This is a genomic window from Novosphingobium sp. PhB55 (assembly GCF_004368805.1).
Taxonomy (GTDB): domain Bacteria; phylum Pseudomonadota; class Alphaproteobacteria; order Sphingomonadales; family Sphingomonadaceae; genus Novosphingobium.
This window is the reverse complement of the sequence record NZ_SODQ01000001.1, coordinates 22,030-38,373: the sequence shown is the minus strand read 5'-3', so window position 1 is coordinate 38,373 and position 16,344 is coordinate 22,030. Positions and strand designations below refer to the sequence as shown.

Here is a 16,344-nt window from a genome sequence, read left to right as displayed (position 1 = left end):
GTGAACTACGAAAACATCTTCGATCAAGCGATCGAGCGCCTCCATTCGGAAGGCCGCTATCGCGTTTTCATCGACATCCTGCGCAACAAGGGTGCCTACCCGAATGCCCGCTGCTTTGCCGGTCACAATGGACCGAAGCCGATCACGGTCTGGTGCTCGAACGACTATCTCGCGATGGGCCAGCACCCCAAGGTGATCGAGGCCATGGAAGAGGCGCTGCACGATGTGGGCGCCGGTTCCGGGGGCACCCGCAATATCGGCGGCAACACGCACTATCACATCGAACTCGAAAGTGAGCTGGCCGACCTTCACGGCAAGGAAGGCGCGCTGCTGTTCACTTCGGGCTACGTCTCGAACGACGCGACGCTCTCCACCCTGGCGAAATTGCTGCCGGGTTGCGTGATCTTTTCGGACGAACTCAACCACGCCTCGATGATCGCCGGCATTCGCAATTCGGGCTGCGAAAAGAAGGTGTTCCGCCACAACGACCTCGAACATCTCGAGGAACTGCTGGCCGCCACCGACCCCGCGCTGCCCAAGCTGGTCGCTTTCGAGTCGGTCTATTCGATGGATGGAGACGTCGCACCGATCCACGCGATCTGCGACCTGGCCGAGAAGTACAACGCCCTCACTTATATCGACGAAGTCCACGCGGTCGGCATGTACGGTCCGCGGGGCGGCGGGATCACCGATCGTGACGAAGCGGCTCACCGCATCGACATCATCGAAGGCACGCTGGGCAAGGCGTTCGGCGTGATGGGCGGCTATATCGCCACCAACCAGAAGATCATCGACTGCATCCGCTCCTACGCACCGGGCTTCATCTTCACCACCTCGCTTTCGCCGGTGCTCGTTGCGGGCGTGCTCGCCTCGGTGAAGCACCTCAAGGGCTCCAGCGCCGAGCGCGAAGGCCAGCAGCGGTCCGCCGCCCTGATGAAGCAGATGTTCCGCGATGCGGGCCTGCCGGTCATGGATTCGACCACGCATATCGTGCCGCTGATGGTCGGGGATCCGGTGAAAGCCAAGAAGATCAGCGACATCCTGCTCGCGGAATATGGCGCCTATGTGCAGCCGATCAACTTCCCGACCGTACCGCGCGGCACCGAACGCCTGCGCTTCACGCCCGGCCCGGCGCATACCGAGGCGATGATGCAGAGCCTCACCGAAGCCCTCGTCGAAATCTGGGAACGGCTGGAAATGCGCCTGGCGGCCTGACCGCCGCGCGCTTTCGCAGTCGCAACATTTTCTTTTGCAAAGGGCTCCCCGTTCGCACGGCGGAGCCCTTTTCATTTGCGCATCGGCCCCCAAGTTCCTCCCGTCGCCTCCCCGCGTCTCTCCCGACGCCTTCCCCCGCGACGACGTGACCAGAAGGACTTCCATGGCCAAGCTGTTCGAGCCGATCACCATCGGCAACCTCACTCTCGACAACCGCATCGTCATCGCGCCGATGTGCCAATATTCCGCCGAAAATGGCCGGATGACGGACTGGCACACCATTCACCTCGGCAATCTGGCGCAGTCCGGCGCGGGCATCCTGACGATCGAGGCCAGCGCCGTCAGCCCCGAGGGCCGCATTTCCTACGCTGATGTCGGGCTGTGGGACGATGCCACCGAACAGGCGATGGGCCAGGTGCTGGAAAGCGTGCGCCGCTGGTCCGACATGCCGATTGCCATCCAGCTTGCCCATGCCGGACGCAAGGCCAGCACGGCCAAGCCCTGGGACGGCGGCGCGCAGATCGCGCCCGATCACGAGAACGGCTGGCAGACCGTCTCGGCGTCGGACCTGCCGTTCCTGCTCGACGAGAACCCGCCCGAAGCGCTCGACCGCGAAGGGCTGGCCCGCATTCGCGACGCCTTCGCCGACGCCGCCCGCCGCGCTGCCCGCCTCGGCATCGATGCCGTGCAGATCCACGGCGCTCACGGCTATCTGCTTCACCAGTTCCTCTCGCCGCTCTCCAACAAGCGCGAGGACGAATATGGCGGCAGCCTGGAAAACCGCATGCGCTTCCCCCTCGAAGTCTACGATGCCGTTCGCGCCGCTTTCCCGGCCGACAAGCCGGTGACGATGCGCGTTTCCGGTACCGACTGGGTCGAGGGTGGATGGGACGTGGAACAGTCCATCGCATTCGCCAAGGCGCTGGAAGCGCGCGGCTGCGCCGCCTACCACGTTTCCAGCGGCGGACTGGACGCTGCGCAGACGATCCCGGTCGGCCCGAACTATCAGGTTCCGCTTGCCCGCAAGGTCAAGGACGCGGTGTCGATGCCGGTGATCGCCGTCGGCCTCATCACCGAGCCCGAGCAGGCCGAAGCCATCATCGCGACGGGCGAGGCCGACATGATCGCGCTGGCCCGCACCGTGCTCTACGATCCGCGCTGGCCCTGGCATGCGGCCGCGGCCCTGGGCGCCAAGGTCAAGGCGGCCCCGCAGTTCCTGCGCAGCCAGCCACGCGCCTACAAGGAGCTGTTCGTCCAGGCCTGAGGCAGCGCCGCCGTCCCGGACGCGATCCGGGAGGGCGGCAGCAACCATGAAAAAGCCCGCCGGAATTGCTCCCGGCGGGCTTTTCTGTAACCGGACGGCTCAGATCAGCGCAGCGACACCACGTTGTCGGAGACGCGCGGATCCTTGCGCTCGCCCGTGTAGAGGCTCGCCATCGGCTCGTCGGCGACGTTCAGCACTTCGCCCGTGCCGAAGCCGTTGAAGGCCGTGCGCATGGCCGCGCCGTAAGCGCCGAGCATGCCGACTTCGATCCAGTCGCCCGCCTTGATGTCGGCCGGGAGCATGAACGGGCCTTCCATGAAGTCCGCGTCGTCGCAGGTCGGGCCGTAGAACGAGAAGCCCTCGAGATCGTCCGAACGCTCGCCACCGACGGCGGCCTCGCGCGAGATGCACTTCACCGGGAAGCGCCAGGCGACGTGGGCGGCATCGTAGAGCGCGCCATAGGCACCCTCGTTGATGTAAAGCTCATCACCGCGGCGCTTCTCGACCTTGACGATCATCGAGCTGTACTCGGCCGAGAGCGCACGACCGGGCTCGCACCACAGTTCGGCGTTGTAGGCGATCGGCAGGGCTTCGAAGTGACGGTGGATGACCTGGAAATAGTCTTCCAGCGGCGGCGGCTCCATGCCCGGATAGACCGAGGGGAAACCTCCACCAACGTCGATCATGTCGATGACGACACCGGCGTCGGCAATCGCGGCGCGTGCGCGCTCGAGAGCCTGGACGTAGGCGAAAGGCGTCATCGCCTGCGAACCGACGTGGAAGCATACGCCCAGCCAGTCAGCAACCTGACGGGTGGCCTGGAGCAGCTCTCCGGCATCGGCAAGATCGACACCGAACTTCGAGGCGAGGCTCAGTTCCGAATATTCGGAAGAGACGCGCAGACGCACGCAGAGGCGCAGGTCCGTCGCGCGGTTGCCTTCCGCGTCGGTGGTCGCTTCGAGGATCTTCTCGACTTCCTCGATCGTGTCGAGGCTGAAGGTGCGGACGCCGTGTTCGAAGTAGGATTCGCGGATCGCGCTGGCCGTCTTCACCGGATGCATGAAGCACAGGGTCGCGTCGGGCAGTGCCCCGCGAACCATGCGCACTTCACCGATGGAAGCGACGTCGTAATGCGTGATGCCGTTCGCCCAGAGGATCTTGATAAGATCCGGCGACGGGTTCGCCTTCACGGCATAGAGCGCCTTGCCCGGAAACTTCGTTGCGAAGAAACGGGCCGCGCGCGCAGCAGCATGCGGGCGGTTGAGAATAACGGGTTCGTCGGGCGCGATTGCGCGCGCTACAGCCGGTGCGTCAAGAAATTCGAGCAACTCAAGGGACCCCCAAACGGAATTGTTAATGACAAGAGCTGCCTTGCGGTTTGGAAGTCCCCATGGGGCAGCGAGGGGCGGGATATAGGGCTCTCAAGCTGAATCGCAAGTGAAAAAAGGTCCGTTTCACAGAAACGTCATAATCGGAAATTGGGCGTGAAACCATGCCGCCTCTCCACTTGGTTTTTCTGCGACTTTACAGAGCGTTAGCTCGCGCAACCCTAACCGGTCATCCGTCATGAAAGAGACACCTGGATATGCCGGTTTCACAGCTACAATGCAGGAGAGACCGGCCGAGTTCTTTCGAGTCGACCAGGAGGGGACCGAGTGGGGGAATCGCGGGACGGATCGAGCCGTCCCGCGTTGATTTCAGGGGCTTCCCTTAGCTGAGACGGTCGCGGAAATCCTCGTAACCGAAGCGGCGGATGCATTCGAGCGAGTCGGTCTCGGAATCCCAGAGCCAGATCGAGGGAAGCGGAACGCCGTTGAAGGTCGTGGTCTTCACCATCGAATAGTGGGCCTGATCGAGGAACGCGAAACGTGCTCCGGGCTCGGCCGCGACGGGCAGGACGTAATCGCCGATCACGTCGCCGGCCAGGCACGAAGGCCCGCCAAGCCGCACCGGCTCGCCTTCGCCCTCTTCCTTTTCCCCGAGCATCGCGGGCCGATAGGGCGCTTCGATCACGTCCGGCATGTGGCAGGTCGCGGAAATGTCGACGATCGCCACGGGCATTCCGTTATGCGCCACGTCGAGCACGGACCCCACCAGGATGCCCGCATCGAGCGCGACGGCCTCACCCGGCTCGATATAGACTTCGGCGCCGGTGTCCTCCTGAAGGTCGATCAGGAATTCCACCAGCTCGTCGCGCTGATAGTCGGCGCGGGTGATGTGGTGGCCGCCGCCCAGGTTGATCCACTTGAACTGGCCGAAGAACGGTTCGAGGTAATCGAAGGCCTTGTCCCAGGTCCGCCGCAGCGGCTCGAAGTCCTGTTCGCACAATGTGTGCATGTGGATGCCGTCGATCATCTCGACATGCTCTTCGGTGAGCTGGTCAATCGGGAAGCCCAGGCGCGAATGCGGTGCGCAGGGGTCGTACTTCGGCACTTCGCCTTCGGCATGCATCGGATTGACGCGCAGACCGATGTCGAAGTCCTCTCCGCGCGCGCGCGCCGCCTCGATCTGCGCCCAGAAGCGCTCGATCTGCATCGGTGAATTGAAGATCACATGGTCCGACAGGCGCAGTATCTCGTCGAGATCCTGTTCCTTGTAGGCCGCGCAATACGTCGCGATCTCACCATCGTAGAATTCCGAGGCAAGACGGGCTTCCCACAGGCCCGAGGTGCAGACACCGTCGAGATATTCGCCGACGATCTGCGACGTCGACCACATCGAGAAGGCCTTGAGCGCGGACAGGACCTTGGCGCCCGATCGTTCGCCGACATCGGCCAGCACGCGCAGGTTGCTGCGCAGCCGGGCCGCATCGACCACGAAACTGGGGCTGTCGACGCGCGACAGGTCGAAATGGGCGAAAGCTCCCGGATCACCGGCGCGGGTTTCCATGTTCGTTCAGTCCTTTTCGGATGGCCCCCGCGAAGGGAGCCGAATTTGCAACCAGATGGCCCTGCCTGCGCACGGCTTCAAGAACACGTCAGCCGAACGGGCCCTTGAAGATGAACCAGGCCCCTGCCCCGACCAGCGCGAAGCCGACGATCTCGTTCAACCCCGGCTTCTGACCGAACAGCGCCCAGGCCACCAGGACGAAAGCCATGAGCGACATGGCCTCCTGCAGCACCTTGAGCTGGCCCAGCGAATAGACCTGGCTGCCGATCCGGTTGGCAGGCACGGCCAGGCAATATTCGAAGAAGGCAATGCCCCAGCTCATCGCCACGGCCACCCACAAGGCTTTGCCCGGCATCTTGAGATGGAGATACCAGGCGGTGTTCATGAAGATATTGGAGCCCGCCAGCATGGCCACGGGCGCAACGAAGGTCCAGTTCACGGCCGCCTCAGTCGACGCAGATGGCGTTGACCGCCTTGCCCTGCTTGACCTCGGCATAGCAGCCATAGAGCTTGTCGTCGGCCTGGCAGGTCCCGCTCGCGGCCCTGTCCGGAGACAAGGCGCCCGCACTGCCGACGCACTTGCCCTGGCACTGCGCGGAATCGGTGCAGGGCTTGCCCGCATCGGCGTAGGGATGGACGCATTGCTCCATGCCCAGCATGCCGCGGCGCTGCACGGTGCCGCCTGCGGACTGGCAGGCTGCGCGATCGTCCGCGCTCATGTCGCGGTTATAGTCCTGCCCCTCGCCCTTGTGTCCGGCCGGCTGGGTCGGCGGTGTCGGGGTGGCGGGTGCCGGGGTGGAAGGCGGCTGCGGACCGTCCTGCGGCGCGCAGCCGACCAGCGCGAGAGCGCCGAAGGCCGCGACGAGGACGGTCCGCAGCCCTGCCATCAGAACGCCAGCGGTCCGTCGAGTTCCTCGACCGTCCACGGCAGGCCATGCTGGTTGAGCATGTCCATGTAGGGATCGGGATCGAACTGCTCGATGTTGAACACGCCGGCACCGCTCCATTTGCCGGTCAGCAGCATGGCCGCGCCGATCATCGCCGGAACGCCGGTGGTGTAGCTGACGGCCTGGTTGCCGGTTTCGGCATAGGCATCTTCATGGTCGCAGATGTTCTTGATGTAGAACGTCTTCTCGCCCGAGCCGTCGAGCGCCTCGCCGGTGGCGATGTCGCCGATGTTGGTCTTGCCCTTGGTCGTCGGGCCGAGCGAAGCAGGCTCGGGCAGCACGGCCTTGAGGAACTGGAGCGGGATGATCTCGACGCCGTTGTAGATCACCGGGTCGATGCGGGTCATGCCCACGTTCTGCAGCACGGTAAGGTGCTGGATATAGGCATCGCCGAAGGTCATCCAGAAGCGCGCGCGCTCCATCTCGGGGATGAACTTCGCGAGGCTTTCCAGTTCCTCGTGATACATCATGTACATGTTCTTGGGACCGACGGCTTCGAAGTCGAAGCTCTGCTTCACGCCCATCGCCGGGGTTTCGACGAACTGGCCGTTCTCCCAGTGGCGGGCCGGCGCGGTCACTTCGCGGATGTTGATTTCCGGGTTGAAGTTGGTGGCGAAAGCCTGGCCGTGGTCGCCGCCGTTGCAGTCGAGAATGTCGAGCGTGCGGATGGTCTTGAGCTTGTGCTTCTTCAGCCACATGGCGAAGACCGAGGTCACGCCCGGATCGAAGCCCGAGCCGAGCAGCGCCGTGAGGCCCGCTTCCTTGAACTTGTCCTGGTAGGCCCACTGCCAGTGATATTCGAACTTGGCCACGTCCTTGGGCTCGTAGTTCGCGGTATCCATGTAGTTCACGCCGGTCGCCAGGCAGGCGTCCATGATCGCGAGATCCTGATAAGGCAGCGCGAGGTTGACGACGAGTTCCGGCCCGATCGAGCGGATCAGCGCGCTCGTCGCGGCCACGTCATCAGCGTCGATCGCATACGTGCTGATCGAAACGCCGGTGCGCTCCTTGACCGACTCGGCAATCGCCTCGCACTTGGAGACCGTGCGGCTCGCGAGGTGAATGTCCGAGAAGATGTCGGGATTCATCGCCATCTTGTGGACCGCGACCGAACCGACGCCGCCTGCGCCGATCACCAGAACCTTGCTCACCAATCTGTCTCCTTAACGCGATGCTCGCGAACAGCCGCATATAGAGGCCCTGTGTGACAACTCAACTGTGAGAGTTTTTGCCCGAACTGGCGGTCGGGGCAAAAACGATGGAGGTCGCAGGGGTACCAAACAAAAGACTGTCATAATCCGCCATCGTCCCGTCATCGCGCGGTCACGCCGCGGAGGCATTGGAGCCGCACAAGCTTCTTACGGCCCGGGGGTCCGCCGAACGATGTCCAATGCCCATCCCGCATCCAACCTGATCGAAGGCGCCGTCGTCCGGCAGGAGACCAGGCGCGGTGCGCGCCTGCTCGACAAGGCCTTCGCGCTCGCCTTCAAGGGCCTGGTCTACGCGCAGATCTGGGAGGACCCCGTCGCCGACATGGAAGCCCTGCAGATCGGGCCGGACAGCCGGATCATCACGATTTCCAGCGGCAGCTGCAACGCACTGTCCTATCTCACGGCAGACCCGGCCGCGATCACCAGCGTGGACCTCAACACCGCGCATATCGCGCTCGGCCGCCTCAAGATCGCTGCGATCCGCAACCTGACGGACTATGCGGACTTGCGCCGCTTCATCGGCGAGGCCGACCATCCCGGCAATTTCGCGACTTATCGCGAGCGTCTTGCGCCCCATCTCGACGAGGCCACCCGCCGCTACTGGGAAGGCCGCGACCTGGTGGGCCGCCGGCGCATCAAGGGCTTTACGCGCGGCATCTACAAGCAGGGCCTGCTCGGCCACTTCATCGGCGCCGCCCACGTCCTTGCCAAGCTCTACAAGATCGACCCGAGCGAGATCCTCGGCGCGGAAACGCTGGAGGAGCAGCGCCGGGTGTTCGACGAACGCTTCGCGCCGATCTTCGAGCGCAAGCTCGTGCGCTGGCTGACCGACCAGCCAGCCTCGCTCTTCGGCCTTGGCATCCCGCCTGCGCAATACGACGCGCTGGCCGGCGGCAACCGCATGGCTGACGTGCTGCGCGCGCGGCTGGAGAAGCTGGCCTGCCATTTCCCGCTCGATGACAACTACTTCGCCTGGCAGGCCTTTGGCCGTGGCTATGGCCGTGAGGCCAAGGCGCCGCTGCCCCCCTATCTGCAGGAAGCCAATGTCGAGCTGGTACGCGAACGGCTGGGCCGGCTCACCTTGCGCCACGCGAACTTCACCCAGGTGCTGAAGGAAAGCGCCGAAGCCTCGCTCGACCGCTATATCCTGCTCGACGCGCAGGACTGGATGAGCGACGCGCAGCTGACCGAACTCTGGAGCGAAATCACCCGCACCGCCCGCCCCGGCTCGCGCGTGCTGTTCCGCACGGCCGCGGAGCCGACGCTCCTGCCGGGCCGTGTGCCCGAGGAAATCCTGTCGCGCTGGGACTATCGCGAGGACGAATCGCGGGCGGCAACCCAGGCGGATCGCTCGTCGATCTATGGCGGCGTCCACCTCTACGTGCTGCGCGGCTGAGCGCCGGACGATGACCGGAACCGCCGTTTCGCAGGATCATGCGGCCCTGATGGACAAAGTCTATCGCGGCCAGCGCCACATCTACGACTTCACGCGCAAATATTACCTGTTCGGCCGGGATCGCCTGATCCGCGAACTCGATGCGCGCCCCGGAATGGCCGTGCTCGAAGTGGGTTGCGGCACGGGCCGCAATCTCGAACTGATCGCAGCGGCATGGCCGGACGTGCAGTGCCACGGCTTCGACATCTCCAGCGAGATGCTGAAAAGCGCGAGCGCCCGGCTGGGCCCGCAGGCGCAGCTGGCGCTGGGCGATGCAACGCGGTTCGATTCGCAAGCGCTGTTCGGGCGAACAGGCTTCGACCGGGTCGTGCTCTCCTACACCCTCTCGATGATCCCCGGCTGGCAGGCGGCGCTGACGCAGGCTGCCGCGGCGCTGGCGCCCGGCGGCGTCCTCCATGCGGTCGATTTCGGCGATCTTTCCGGCTTGCCCTCTCCCTTGCGCGCGGCGCTCAGGGCCTGGCTGGGGAAATTCCACGTATCCCCGCGCCTGGACCTGCCGATGGTCGCTGCGCGCCTCGCGGGGGAGCATGGCCTGCGGATCGAGGTCCAGCGCGGACCGCTTGGCTATTATCAGATGGTGCGCCTGATCCGCTGAGGCTATGCCCCCGGGCATGACGCACTCGCCCGACTATCGCCCCACTGCCGCAGGCGTGGCCCTGGCTGCCCGCAAAGTCGCGGAAATCCTGCCGCGCACGCCCCTGCTTCCGCTAGAGGTCGAGGGCCGCACGATCTGGTGCAAGGCCGAGAGCCTTCAACCCGTAGGCGCCTTCAAGATCCGCGGCGCCTGGCACCGGCTCACCGCATTGAGCGAAACGGAGCGGGCGCGCGGCGTCGTCGGCGTCTCCAGCGGCAACCATGCGCAAGGCGTGGCCTGGGCCGCGCGCCGCCTGGGCATTGCCGCTGCCATCGTCATGCCCATCGACGCGCCCGCCGTGAAGCTGGAGAACACGCGCGCCCTGGGCGCCGAAGTCATCCTCTACGATCGCCCCGGCGGCGAGGACCGCGATGCGGTGGCCGGTCGGATCTGCGCCGCCCGCGGCGCCACCCTCGTCCATGCTTTCGGCGACCCCTGGGTGATCGAGGGACAGGGCAGCACCGGCACAGAAATCGCCGCGCAAATGGCGGAACTGGGCCTTGAGGCCCCCGATCAGGTGGTGGCGCCCTGCGGCGGCGGTGGCCTCACGGCCGGCCTCGCCCTCGCCTTGCCGGACGCCCGGATCGTCCCGGTCGAGCCGGAAGGCTGGGACGATGTCTGCCGCAGTCTGGCGGCGGGAGAGATCCAGCGCGTGGCCGCCGATGCCCCTCCCACCGCCTGCGACGCTCTGCAGACGCCGGCGACATGGCCCGTCAATTTCGAGATCATGAAAGCCCGCTGCCCCTTTGGCCTCGTGGCGACGCCGGCCGAAATCCGCGCTGCCCAGCGCCTGGCCTTCGCCAAACTGCGTCTCGTGATCGAACCGGGCGGCGCCGCGGCGCTGGCGGCCGTGCTGGCAGGCAAAGTCGACCTGACCGATCGCACCGCCGTGATCCTCTCGGGCGGCAATACCGATGCCGAAGCCTTCGCACGCGTCCTTCAAGAAGACACCTGAACCCAGCGCTCCGCCTTTGGCGGAATCCCGTTTCGAGATGCTTTCATCTGAACGTATTTTCTGGACGAGGCCCCTGCTCCGTATTATTCTTGCCCCAAAGGGATAACTTTGGGTTGGGAGACGGGCGTGAGCACACGCAGCGAGTCATATTCGGTCGTCTCCATGCGCTGGGGTTTCGCTACTCTGGAAACGCTTCTGGTGCTGGTCACGCTGGCTGCGCTCACCAATAATCTGCTGGACGCGGACTGGGGACTTAGCTGGTCGACTTTCTTCGTGGGCATGATCGGCAGCACCTGGGCTCTGGTGATCTACCAGCTCGTCGCGGCCCAGATGGCCGAAAAGGACGGCGATTCCTGACGGGTCTTCGCGATCCGATCTTCCGGTGCTAGGGCCGGGGCATGGATTTCGACGATCAGCTCCGCCGCTATTTCGGCACCGACGACCTTTCGACCATCGCACCCACCACGCTGGAAACCGGCATCGATCGCATGCGCGTCGATCTGGGCATGGAGAAGGACCGGAGCCGCCGGTTCGCGCTGTGGTCCCTGCTCTATCTGTTCAACGCCTCGCCGGACCTCGACGTCGCTTTCGACAATGATGAGGACCGCAACGCCGCGCGGGATTTCATGGACATGATGGCGAAAGCGCAACAGGCTGACTGATCCGGCGCCGCCGGTTCAGTCAGCACACATCCGCGCTTCAGGTAACCCGCAGCTTCAGGCGCGCTCGAAATAGCTCGCGAGTTCGACGTGGGTGGACCAGCGGAACTGGCCCACGGGGCGCAGTTCCACCAATCTGAAGCCCGCCTCGATCAGCCGCGCGGCATCGCGCGACCAGCTCGACGGATTGCACGAGATATAGACGACGCGGTTCACCGTGGACCCGGCGATGCATTCCACCTGCTCGCGCGCACCGGCGCGCGGCGGGTCGAGCAGCACGGCCTCGAACTTGCTCAGTTCGTCGGGTTGGAGCGGGTTGCGGAACAAGTCGCGGTGCGCGCTGAACACCGGCAGCTGGGCCCGGTCAGCGGCAGACTTGCAGGCCAGATGCGCATCGCGCGCGGCTTCGGCTGCCAGCACTTTGGTCTGCGGTCCGGCCAATGCCAGCGCGAAAGTGCCAAGCCCGGAAAAGAGATCGGCAACGGTCGCGGCGCCCTGAAGCCAGCCGCGCGCCGCTTCGACCAGCGCTTCCTCGCCGTCCACCGTCGCCTGCAGGAACGAGCCCGGCGGAAACGGCACATGCACGCCGCCGAGTTTCACGGTGACCGGCACCGGCTCCCACACGGTTTCGAAGCCGTAGCCGCCGTCCATGGTAAGGCGCGCGAGCCCATGTTCGCGCGAGAAGTCGAGCATCGCTTCGGTCGCGGCCAACCCCTCGGCAGTGAGTCCCTTCACGCCAAGGTCCACGCCCTGGTCAGTCAGGGTCATCTCGATATCGGCGGCCATGCGCGCCTGCTGGTGCCGGGCCGACTTGCCGGGCTTGCCGCCCTTCTTCGCCGGTGCCGCCTTGCCCATCATGATGAGCAGCTTGCGCAGCGGACCGAGCACGGCAAAAAGCTCCGGCGCCATGACCGGGCACTCGTCGAGCTCCACCAGCCGGTGGGACTTTGCCTCGCGGAAGCCGATGACGATGCGCCCGCCCGAGCTTTCGGCGCGCAGCGACACGCGTCGGCGCGCGCCCGGTGGGGACAAGTACGGAGCGGAGATCGTCTCCGCGCCCAGTTCCTGCGAGGCCGAGGCATTGGCGACGCGCCCTTCGACGAAGGCGGCCAGGCTTTCCTCGTCCAGCTGCTGGAGCTGGCAGCCGCCGCAGCGGCCGAAATGGGTGCACGCGGCCTGGATATGGTGCGGCCCCCATTCCAGGGTGCCGTCTTCGCGCAGCAGGTCGCCCGGCGCGGCGCCCCAGGCGAAACGCCCGCTCGCGGTTACGCCGTCGCCCTTGGAGGCGATTCTCAGGATTTCTTCGGTTTCGGTAGTCACAGGCAGGCCGCTAGCGCAGCCGGGACCATTTGTCCAAGCTGACCGGCAGTAAAGGCAGGCGGACACCGCCGCGCGGCCTCTCCGTGGAGCCAGACGCCCTCGCAGGCGGCCGCAAAGCCATCCGCTCCGGCGGAGAGGCGGCTGGCGATGCAGCCGGCCAGCACATCGCCGGTTCCGGCCGTGGAGAGCCACGATGTCGCGCGCGGGGCGCAGGCCAGTCGGCCATCGGGCGCGGCGATCACCGTATCCGGCCCCTTGGCGACGACCACCAGCCCCGCCGTTTTCGCCAGCGCCAGCGCTCGGCGCGGCTTGCTGCCCGTGCCGTCGAGACCGAAAGCACGTTCGAGCGCCAGCAGTTCGCCCTCGTGCGGCGTCGCCACGGTCGCCGCCTTGCGCTCAGCCAGATGGCGCGGGCCCAGCAGCACCAGGGCATCGGCATCCACCAGGGCCGCCGCCGAATCGGCCAGGGCGATCGCCAGTCGTTCGCGCGCGGCAGTGTCGCGGCCGAGGCCCGGTCCCACGAGAATGGCCGTGTTGCGATCATCGGCCAGTACGTCGATCAACTTGCCCTGGTCGACCACGAGGTCCGCGGGAACATTGCGCTTGCTGTCTGCGAACAGCTTCACATAGCCCGCTCCTGCTCCCTGCGCGGCCAGGCTCGCCAGTACGGCCGCGCCGGGCATTGCGCCGCCCACCACGGCCAGCAAGCCGCGCCGATATTTGTGCGCGTCAGGCCCGGGCGCCGAAATCCGCGGCTTGCTCACGGCCGTGGCCGCGCCCGACACCGGTTCGACACCGATCGGCACCAGGCGCAAAGCCCCCATCCTGGCGGTCGCCGGCATCAGGAAATGGGCGAACTTCCATGCCCCAAGCGCCAGGGTGAGGTCATAGCGCGGCAGCACTTCGTTCAGCACCATGCCGGTATCGGATTGTACGCCGCTGGGCAGATCGATGGCGACCCGGTGGTGATGCGCCTCGGCCAGACGGTTCAGCAGCGCGAATTGTTCCGCCGAGAGCGGCCGCGTCAGCCCGCTGCCGTAAAGGCAGTCGACGAAGACATCGCCTTCGGCTGCGCCCGCCTGTCCGGCGTCCAGCACCCGGCCCTGATAGAGCGCGCGCGCATGCCGCGCTGCATCGGACTTCGGCTCGCCGGCGGCCACCACGGCGACCTGGCCCCCGCGCTCGCGGATGGCCTCGGCCATGACATATCCGTCACCGCCGTTGTTCCCCGGGCCGCACAGCACCGTGACCCGCCGCCCGGCGCAAATCCGCCAGATCCACTCCGCCGCGCCGCGCCCCGCCAGCTGCATCAGCGCATCGACGGAAGAACCCGCCGCCATCAACGCCTCCTCCGCGCCGCGCATCTGCGACACGGTGAGGATCTGGCTATCGTGCGGGCTTGGACTCTGCGGCATGGGGCTTCCTCGTGACCGGGAACAGGTAACGGTCCGCCCCGAGGCTGACGTCGAGCCGATCACCGTCCAGCCTTGTTACCGCCACTTGCGCCCCATCGGCAACCGCCAGCCCACTGCCGTCGGTCATGACCATGAAGCGCCGGAACCCGCCGTCCGGATGATGGACCACCAGCACCAACCGGTCCTGCTCGCGCACGCGCTCTACCGCGCAGACCGGTTTAAGTTCCGCCGAACCGGCGACGGCGCAGGGAATGCGCTCTCCGCCTTCGGCCTGCTCCGGCACCTCATGCCCGGCAGAGCATGCCGCAAGAGCAAGGGAAAGCGGCAGGACGGTGAGGAATTTCATGGCCATGCGCCTTGCTACAGGCGCGAGCAGCGCGGCGCCAACGCCATGTGCAAGGCAGACCAAAATGGGACACCGCCTCCCCGGATCGCATCCGGGGAGGCGGCATGCATGCCTTAGCGACGCTTGAGCTGGGTCACGTCGCGCACCGCGCCCTTGGCGGCGCTGGTGGTCATCGCGGCATAGGCCTGGAGCGCGGCCGAAACCTTGCGCGGGCGCGGATGCACCGGCGACCAGGCATCGGCCCCGCGTGCTTCCTGCTGGGCGCGGCGATGGGCCAGAATCTCGTCCGAAACCATCAGGTTGATGGTGCGGCCGGGGATATCGATCTCGATGGTGTCGCCGTTCTCGACCAGCCCGATGGCCCCGCCCTCGGCCGCTTCCGGCGAAGCATGTCCGATCGACAGGCCCGAGGTGCCGCCCGAGAAGCGACCATCGGTCAGCAGCGCGCAGGCTTTACCCAGGCCCTTCGACTTCAGGTAGCTGGTGGGATAGAGCATTTCCTGCATGCCCGGCCCGCCGCGCGGCCCTTCGTAGCGAATCACGACCACGTCGCCCGCGCCGACTTGCGCGCCAAGAATGCCGGCAACAGCCGCATCCTGCGATTCGTAGACCCGCGCGGTGCCGGTGAACTTCAGGATGCTGTCATCCACGCCCGCCGTCTTCACGATGCAGCCGTCCTGCGCGATATTGCCGTAGAGCACGGCAAGACCGCCGTCCTGGCTGAACGCGTGCTCCTTGCTGCGGATCACGCCGTTCTCGCGGTCGAGATCGAGTTCTTCCCAGCGGCGGCTCTGGCTGAACGCGGTCTGCGTCGGCACGCCGCCCGGCGCGGCCTTGAAGAATTCCTGCACCGAAGGCGCGTTCGTGCGCGAAATGTCCCAGTGGTTCAGCGCGTCGCCCAGGGTGCGCGCGTGAACGGTCGGCAGGTCGGTGTGCAGCAGGCCCGCGCGGTCAAGCTGACCGAGGATCGCCATGATGCCGCCGGCGCGGTGGACGTCTTCCATGTGGACGTCGTTCTTCGCCGGCGCGACCTTGGACAGGCACGGCACCTTGCGGCTGAGGCGGTCGATGTCCTCCATCGTGAAGTCCACGCCCGCCTCCACGGCGGCGGCGAGCAGGTGGAGCACGGTGTTGGTCGATCCGCCCATCGCGATGTCCAGGCTCATGGCGTTCTCGAACGCGCCGAAGCTGGCGATATTGCGCGGCAGGGCCGTCTCGTCGTCCTGCTCGTAATAGCGGCGGCACAGGTCCACGGCGAGGCGGCCGGCCTCCAGGAACAGGCGCTGGCGATCGGAGTGGGTGGCCAGGGTGGAGCCATTGCCCGGCAGCGAGAGACCCAGCGCTTCGGTCAGGCAGTTCATCGAATTGGCGGTGAACATGCCCGAGCACGAGCCGCAGGTCGGGCACGCCGAACGCTCGATCGCCTGGACTTCCTCGTCGGTGTAGCTCTCGTCGGCGGCGGCGACCATGGCGTCCACCAGATCGAGCGCCTGCTCCTTGCCGCGCAGAACGACCTTGCCCGCTTCCATCGGGCCGCCGGAAACGAAAACGACGGGGATATTGATGCGCAGCGCCGCCATCAGCATGCCCGGCGTGATCTTGTCGCAGTTGGAGATGCAGACCATGGCGTCCGCGCAGTGAGCGTTGACCATGTATTCCACGCTGTCGGCGATCAGGTCGCGGCTGGGCAGCGAATAGAGCATGCCGTCGTGGCCCATGGCGATGCCGTCATCCACCGCGATGGTGTTGAATTCCTTGGCGACGCCGCCGGCCGCCTCGATCTCGCGCGCGACCATCTGGCCCAGGTCCTTCAGGTGGACGTGGCCGGGCACGAACTGCGTGAACGAGTTCACCACCGCGATGATCGGCTTGCCGAAGTCCCCATCCTTCATCCCCGTCGCGCGCCAGAGGCCACGCGCGCCCGCCATGTTGCGGCCGTGAGTGGAAGTGCGTGAACGATAGGCGGGCATTGTGCGAACTCCGGGATTTTTCATGGGCACGGCGCGGGACAGCTACCGTCTCGACCGCGCCCC

The 16,344-nt window shown here is 66.0% G+C and carries 16 protein-coding genes; 7 read left to right on the top strand and 9 right to left on the bottom strand.

Annotated features, from left to right (window positions below):
* Positions 1 to 1,215 carry a 5-aminolevulinate synthase gene (gene hemA, locus EDF57_RS00200; RefSeq protein ID WP_132262196.1) on the top strand — a complete coding sequence of 405 codons (1,215 nt, stop codon included), beginning with the start codon at positions 1 to 3 and terminating at the stop codon, positions 1,213 to 1,215.
* Between the two features lie 163 nt (positions 1,216 to 1,378).
* Positions 1,379 to 2,479: an NADH:flavin oxidoreductase/NADH oxidase gene (locus EDF57_RS00195; RefSeq protein ID WP_134092694.1), complete on the top strand. Its 1,101-nt coding sequence runs from the start codon at positions 1,379 to 1,381 to the stop codon at positions 2,477 to 2,479.
* Between the two features lie 104 nt (positions 2,480 to 2,583).
* Here EDF57_RS00195 and EDF57_RS00190 read toward each other — a convergent pair whose 3' ends face one another.
* The 5 genes from EDF57_RS00190 to EDF57_RS00170 form a co-directional block, all read right to left on the bottom strand.
* Positions 2,584 to 3,807, bottom strand: coding sequence for a type III PLP-dependent enzyme (locus EDF57_RS00190; protein WP_134092693.1), 1,224 nt, complete (start codon positions 3,805 to 3,807; stop codon positions 2,584 to 2,586).
* A 382-nt stretch (positions 3,808 to 4,189) separates the two neighbouring features.
* Positions 4,190 to 5,368 (bottom strand): carboxynorspermidine decarboxylase, encoded by a 1,179-nt coding sequence (locus tag EDF57_RS00185; RefSeq protein ID WP_132262190.1) that lies wholly within the window; start codon positions 5,366 to 5,368, stop codon positions 4,190 to 4,192.
* An 88-nt stretch (positions 5,369 to 5,456) separates the two neighbouring features.
* Positions 5,457 to 5,807, bottom strand: a complete 351-nt coding sequence (locus tag EDF57_RS00180; protein WP_132262188.1) for a DMT family protein — start codon at positions 5,805 to 5,807, stop codon at positions 5,457 to 5,459.
* A gap of 7 nt (positions 5,808 to 5,814) precedes the next feature.
* Positions 5,815 to 6,255, bottom strand: a complete 441-nt coding sequence (locus EDF57_RS00175; RefSeq protein ID WP_134092692.1) for a hypothetical protein — start codon at positions 6,253 to 6,255, stop codon at positions 5,815 to 5,817.
* A complete protein-coding gene (locus tag EDF57_RS00170; protein ID WP_134092691.1) occupies positions 6,255 to 7,466 on the bottom strand; it encodes a saccharopine dehydrogenase family protein in 1,212 nt (403 codons plus the stop codon). The genes EDF57_RS00175 and EDF57_RS00170 overlap by 1 nt, the downstream gene beginning before the upstream one ends.
* A gap of 232 nt (positions 7,467 to 7,698) precedes the next feature.
* On the opposite strand from EDF57_RS00170, the gene EDF57_RS00165 reads away from it, so the two are divergent.
* The 5 genes from EDF57_RS00165 to EDF57_RS00145 all read left to right on the top strand — a co-directional run bounded on the left by EDF57_RS00165 (position 7,699) and on the right by EDF57_RS00145 (position 11,233).
* Positions 7,699 to 8,922 (top strand): BtaA family protein, encoded by a 1,224-nt coding sequence (locus tag EDF57_RS00165; protein ID WP_132262183.1) that lies wholly within the window; start codon positions 7,699 to 7,701, stop codon positions 8,920 to 8,922.
* Positions 8,923 to 8,932: 10 nt separating this feature from the next.
* Entirely contained in the window at positions 8,933 to 9,577 is a 645-nt protein-coding gene (locus tag EDF57_RS00160; RefSeq protein WP_132262181.1) for a class I SAM-dependent methyltransferase, read from the top strand.
* 16 nt (positions 9,578 to 9,593) lie between these two features.
* Positions 9,594 to 10,571, top strand: a complete 978-nt coding sequence (locus EDF57_RS00155; RefSeq protein ID WP_134092690.1) for a pyridoxal-phosphate dependent enzyme — start codon at positions 9,594 to 9,596, stop codon at positions 10,569 to 10,571.
* Positions 10,572 to 10,697: 126 nt separating this feature from the next.
* Positions 10,698 to 10,928: a hypothetical protein gene (locus EDF57_RS00150; protein ID WP_132262177.1), complete on the top strand. Its 231-nt coding sequence runs from the start codon at positions 10,698 to 10,700 to the stop codon at positions 10,926 to 10,928.
* A 41-nt stretch (positions 10,929 to 10,969) separates the two neighbouring features.
* Positions 10,970 to 11,233 carry a hypothetical protein gene (locus EDF57_RS00145; RefSeq protein WP_134092689.1) on the top strand — a complete coding sequence of 88 codons (264 nt, stop codon included), beginning with the start codon at positions 10,970 to 10,972 and terminating at the stop codon, positions 11,231 to 11,233.
* A 54-nt stretch (positions 11,234 to 11,287) separates the two neighbouring features.
* Here the strand turns inward: EDF57_RS00145 and EDF57_RS00140 are convergent, their stop codons facing one another.
* The 4 genes from EDF57_RS00140 to ilvD form a co-directional block, all read right to left on the bottom strand.
* Positions 11,288 to 12,550 carry a class I SAM-dependent RNA methyltransferase gene (locus EDF57_RS00140; RefSeq protein WP_243840806.1) on the bottom strand — a complete coding sequence of 421 codons (1,263 nt, stop codon included), beginning with the start codon at positions 12,548 to 12,550 and terminating at the stop codon, positions 11,288 to 11,290.
* Positions 12,547 to 13,965 carry an NAD(P)H-hydrate epimerase gene (locus tag EDF57_RS00135; RefSeq protein ID WP_134092688.1) on the bottom strand — a complete coding sequence of 473 codons (1,419 nt, stop codon included), beginning with the start codon at positions 13,963 to 13,965 and terminating at the stop codon, positions 12,547 to 12,549. Before EDF57_RS00135 ends, EDF57_RS00140 begins: the two co-directional genes overlap by 4 nt.
* Positions 13,937 to 14,311 (bottom strand): hypothetical protein, encoded by a 375-nt coding sequence (locus tag EDF57_RS00130; protein ID WP_243840805.1) that lies wholly within the window; start codon positions 14,309 to 14,311, stop codon positions 13,937 to 13,939. The genes EDF57_RS00135 and EDF57_RS00130 overlap by 29 nt, the downstream gene beginning before the upstream one ends.
* Positions 14,312 to 14,424: 113 nt before the next feature.
* Positions 14,425 to 16,281: a dihydroxy-acid dehydratase gene (gene ilvD, locus EDF57_RS00125; protein WP_132262170.1), complete on the bottom strand. Its 1,857-nt coding sequence runs from the start codon at positions 16,279 to 16,281 to the stop codon at positions 14,425 to 14,427.
* Positions 16,282 to 16,344 lie beyond the last annotated feature (63 nt).

What these genes read in the sequence shown, in the direction of transcription:
- EDF57_RS00195 (WP_134092694.1), top strand. Translation starts at nt 1,379, where the DNA reads ATGGCCAAGCTGTTCGAGCCGATCACCATCGGCAACCTCACTCTCGAC.
- EDF57_RS00185 (WP_132262190.1), bottom strand. Translation starts at nt 5,368, where the DNA reads ATGGAAACCCGCGCCGGTGATCCGGGAGCTTTCGCCCATTTCGACCTG.
- EDF57_RS00175 (WP_134092692.1), bottom strand. Translation starts at nt 6,255, where the DNA reads ATGGCAGGGCTGCGGACCGTCCTCGTCGCGGCCTTCGGCGCTCTCGCG.
- EDF57_RS00165 (WP_132262183.1), top strand. Translation starts at nt 7,699, where the DNA reads ATGTCCAATGCCCATCCCGCATCCAACCTGATCGAAGGCGCCGTCGTC.
- EDF57_RS00160 (WP_132262181.1), top strand. Translation starts at nt 8,933, where the DNA reads ATGACCGGAACCGCCGTTTCGCAGGATCATGCGGCCCTGATGGACAAA.
- EDF57_RS00155 (WP_134092690.1), top strand. Translation starts at nt 9,594, where the DNA reads ATGACGCACTCGCCCGACTATCGCCCCACTGCCGCAGGCGTGGCCCTG.
- EDF57_RS00145 (WP_134092689.1), top strand. Translation starts at nt 10,970, where the DNA reads ATGGATTTCGACGATCAGCTCCGCCGCTATTTCGGCACCGACGACCTT.
- EDF57_RS00135 (WP_134092688.1), bottom strand. Translation starts at nt 13,965, where the DNA reads ATGCCGCAGAGTCCAAGCCCGCACGATAGCCAGATCCTCACCGTGTCG.
- EDF57_RS00130 (WP_243840805.1), bottom strand. Translation starts at nt 14,311, where the DNA reads ATGAAATTCCTCACCGTCCTGCCGCTTTCCCTTGCTCTTGCGGCATGC.
- ilvD (WP_132262170.1), bottom strand. Translation starts at nt 16,281, where the DNA reads ATGCCCGCCTATCGTTCACGCACTTCCACTCACGGCCGCAACATGGCG.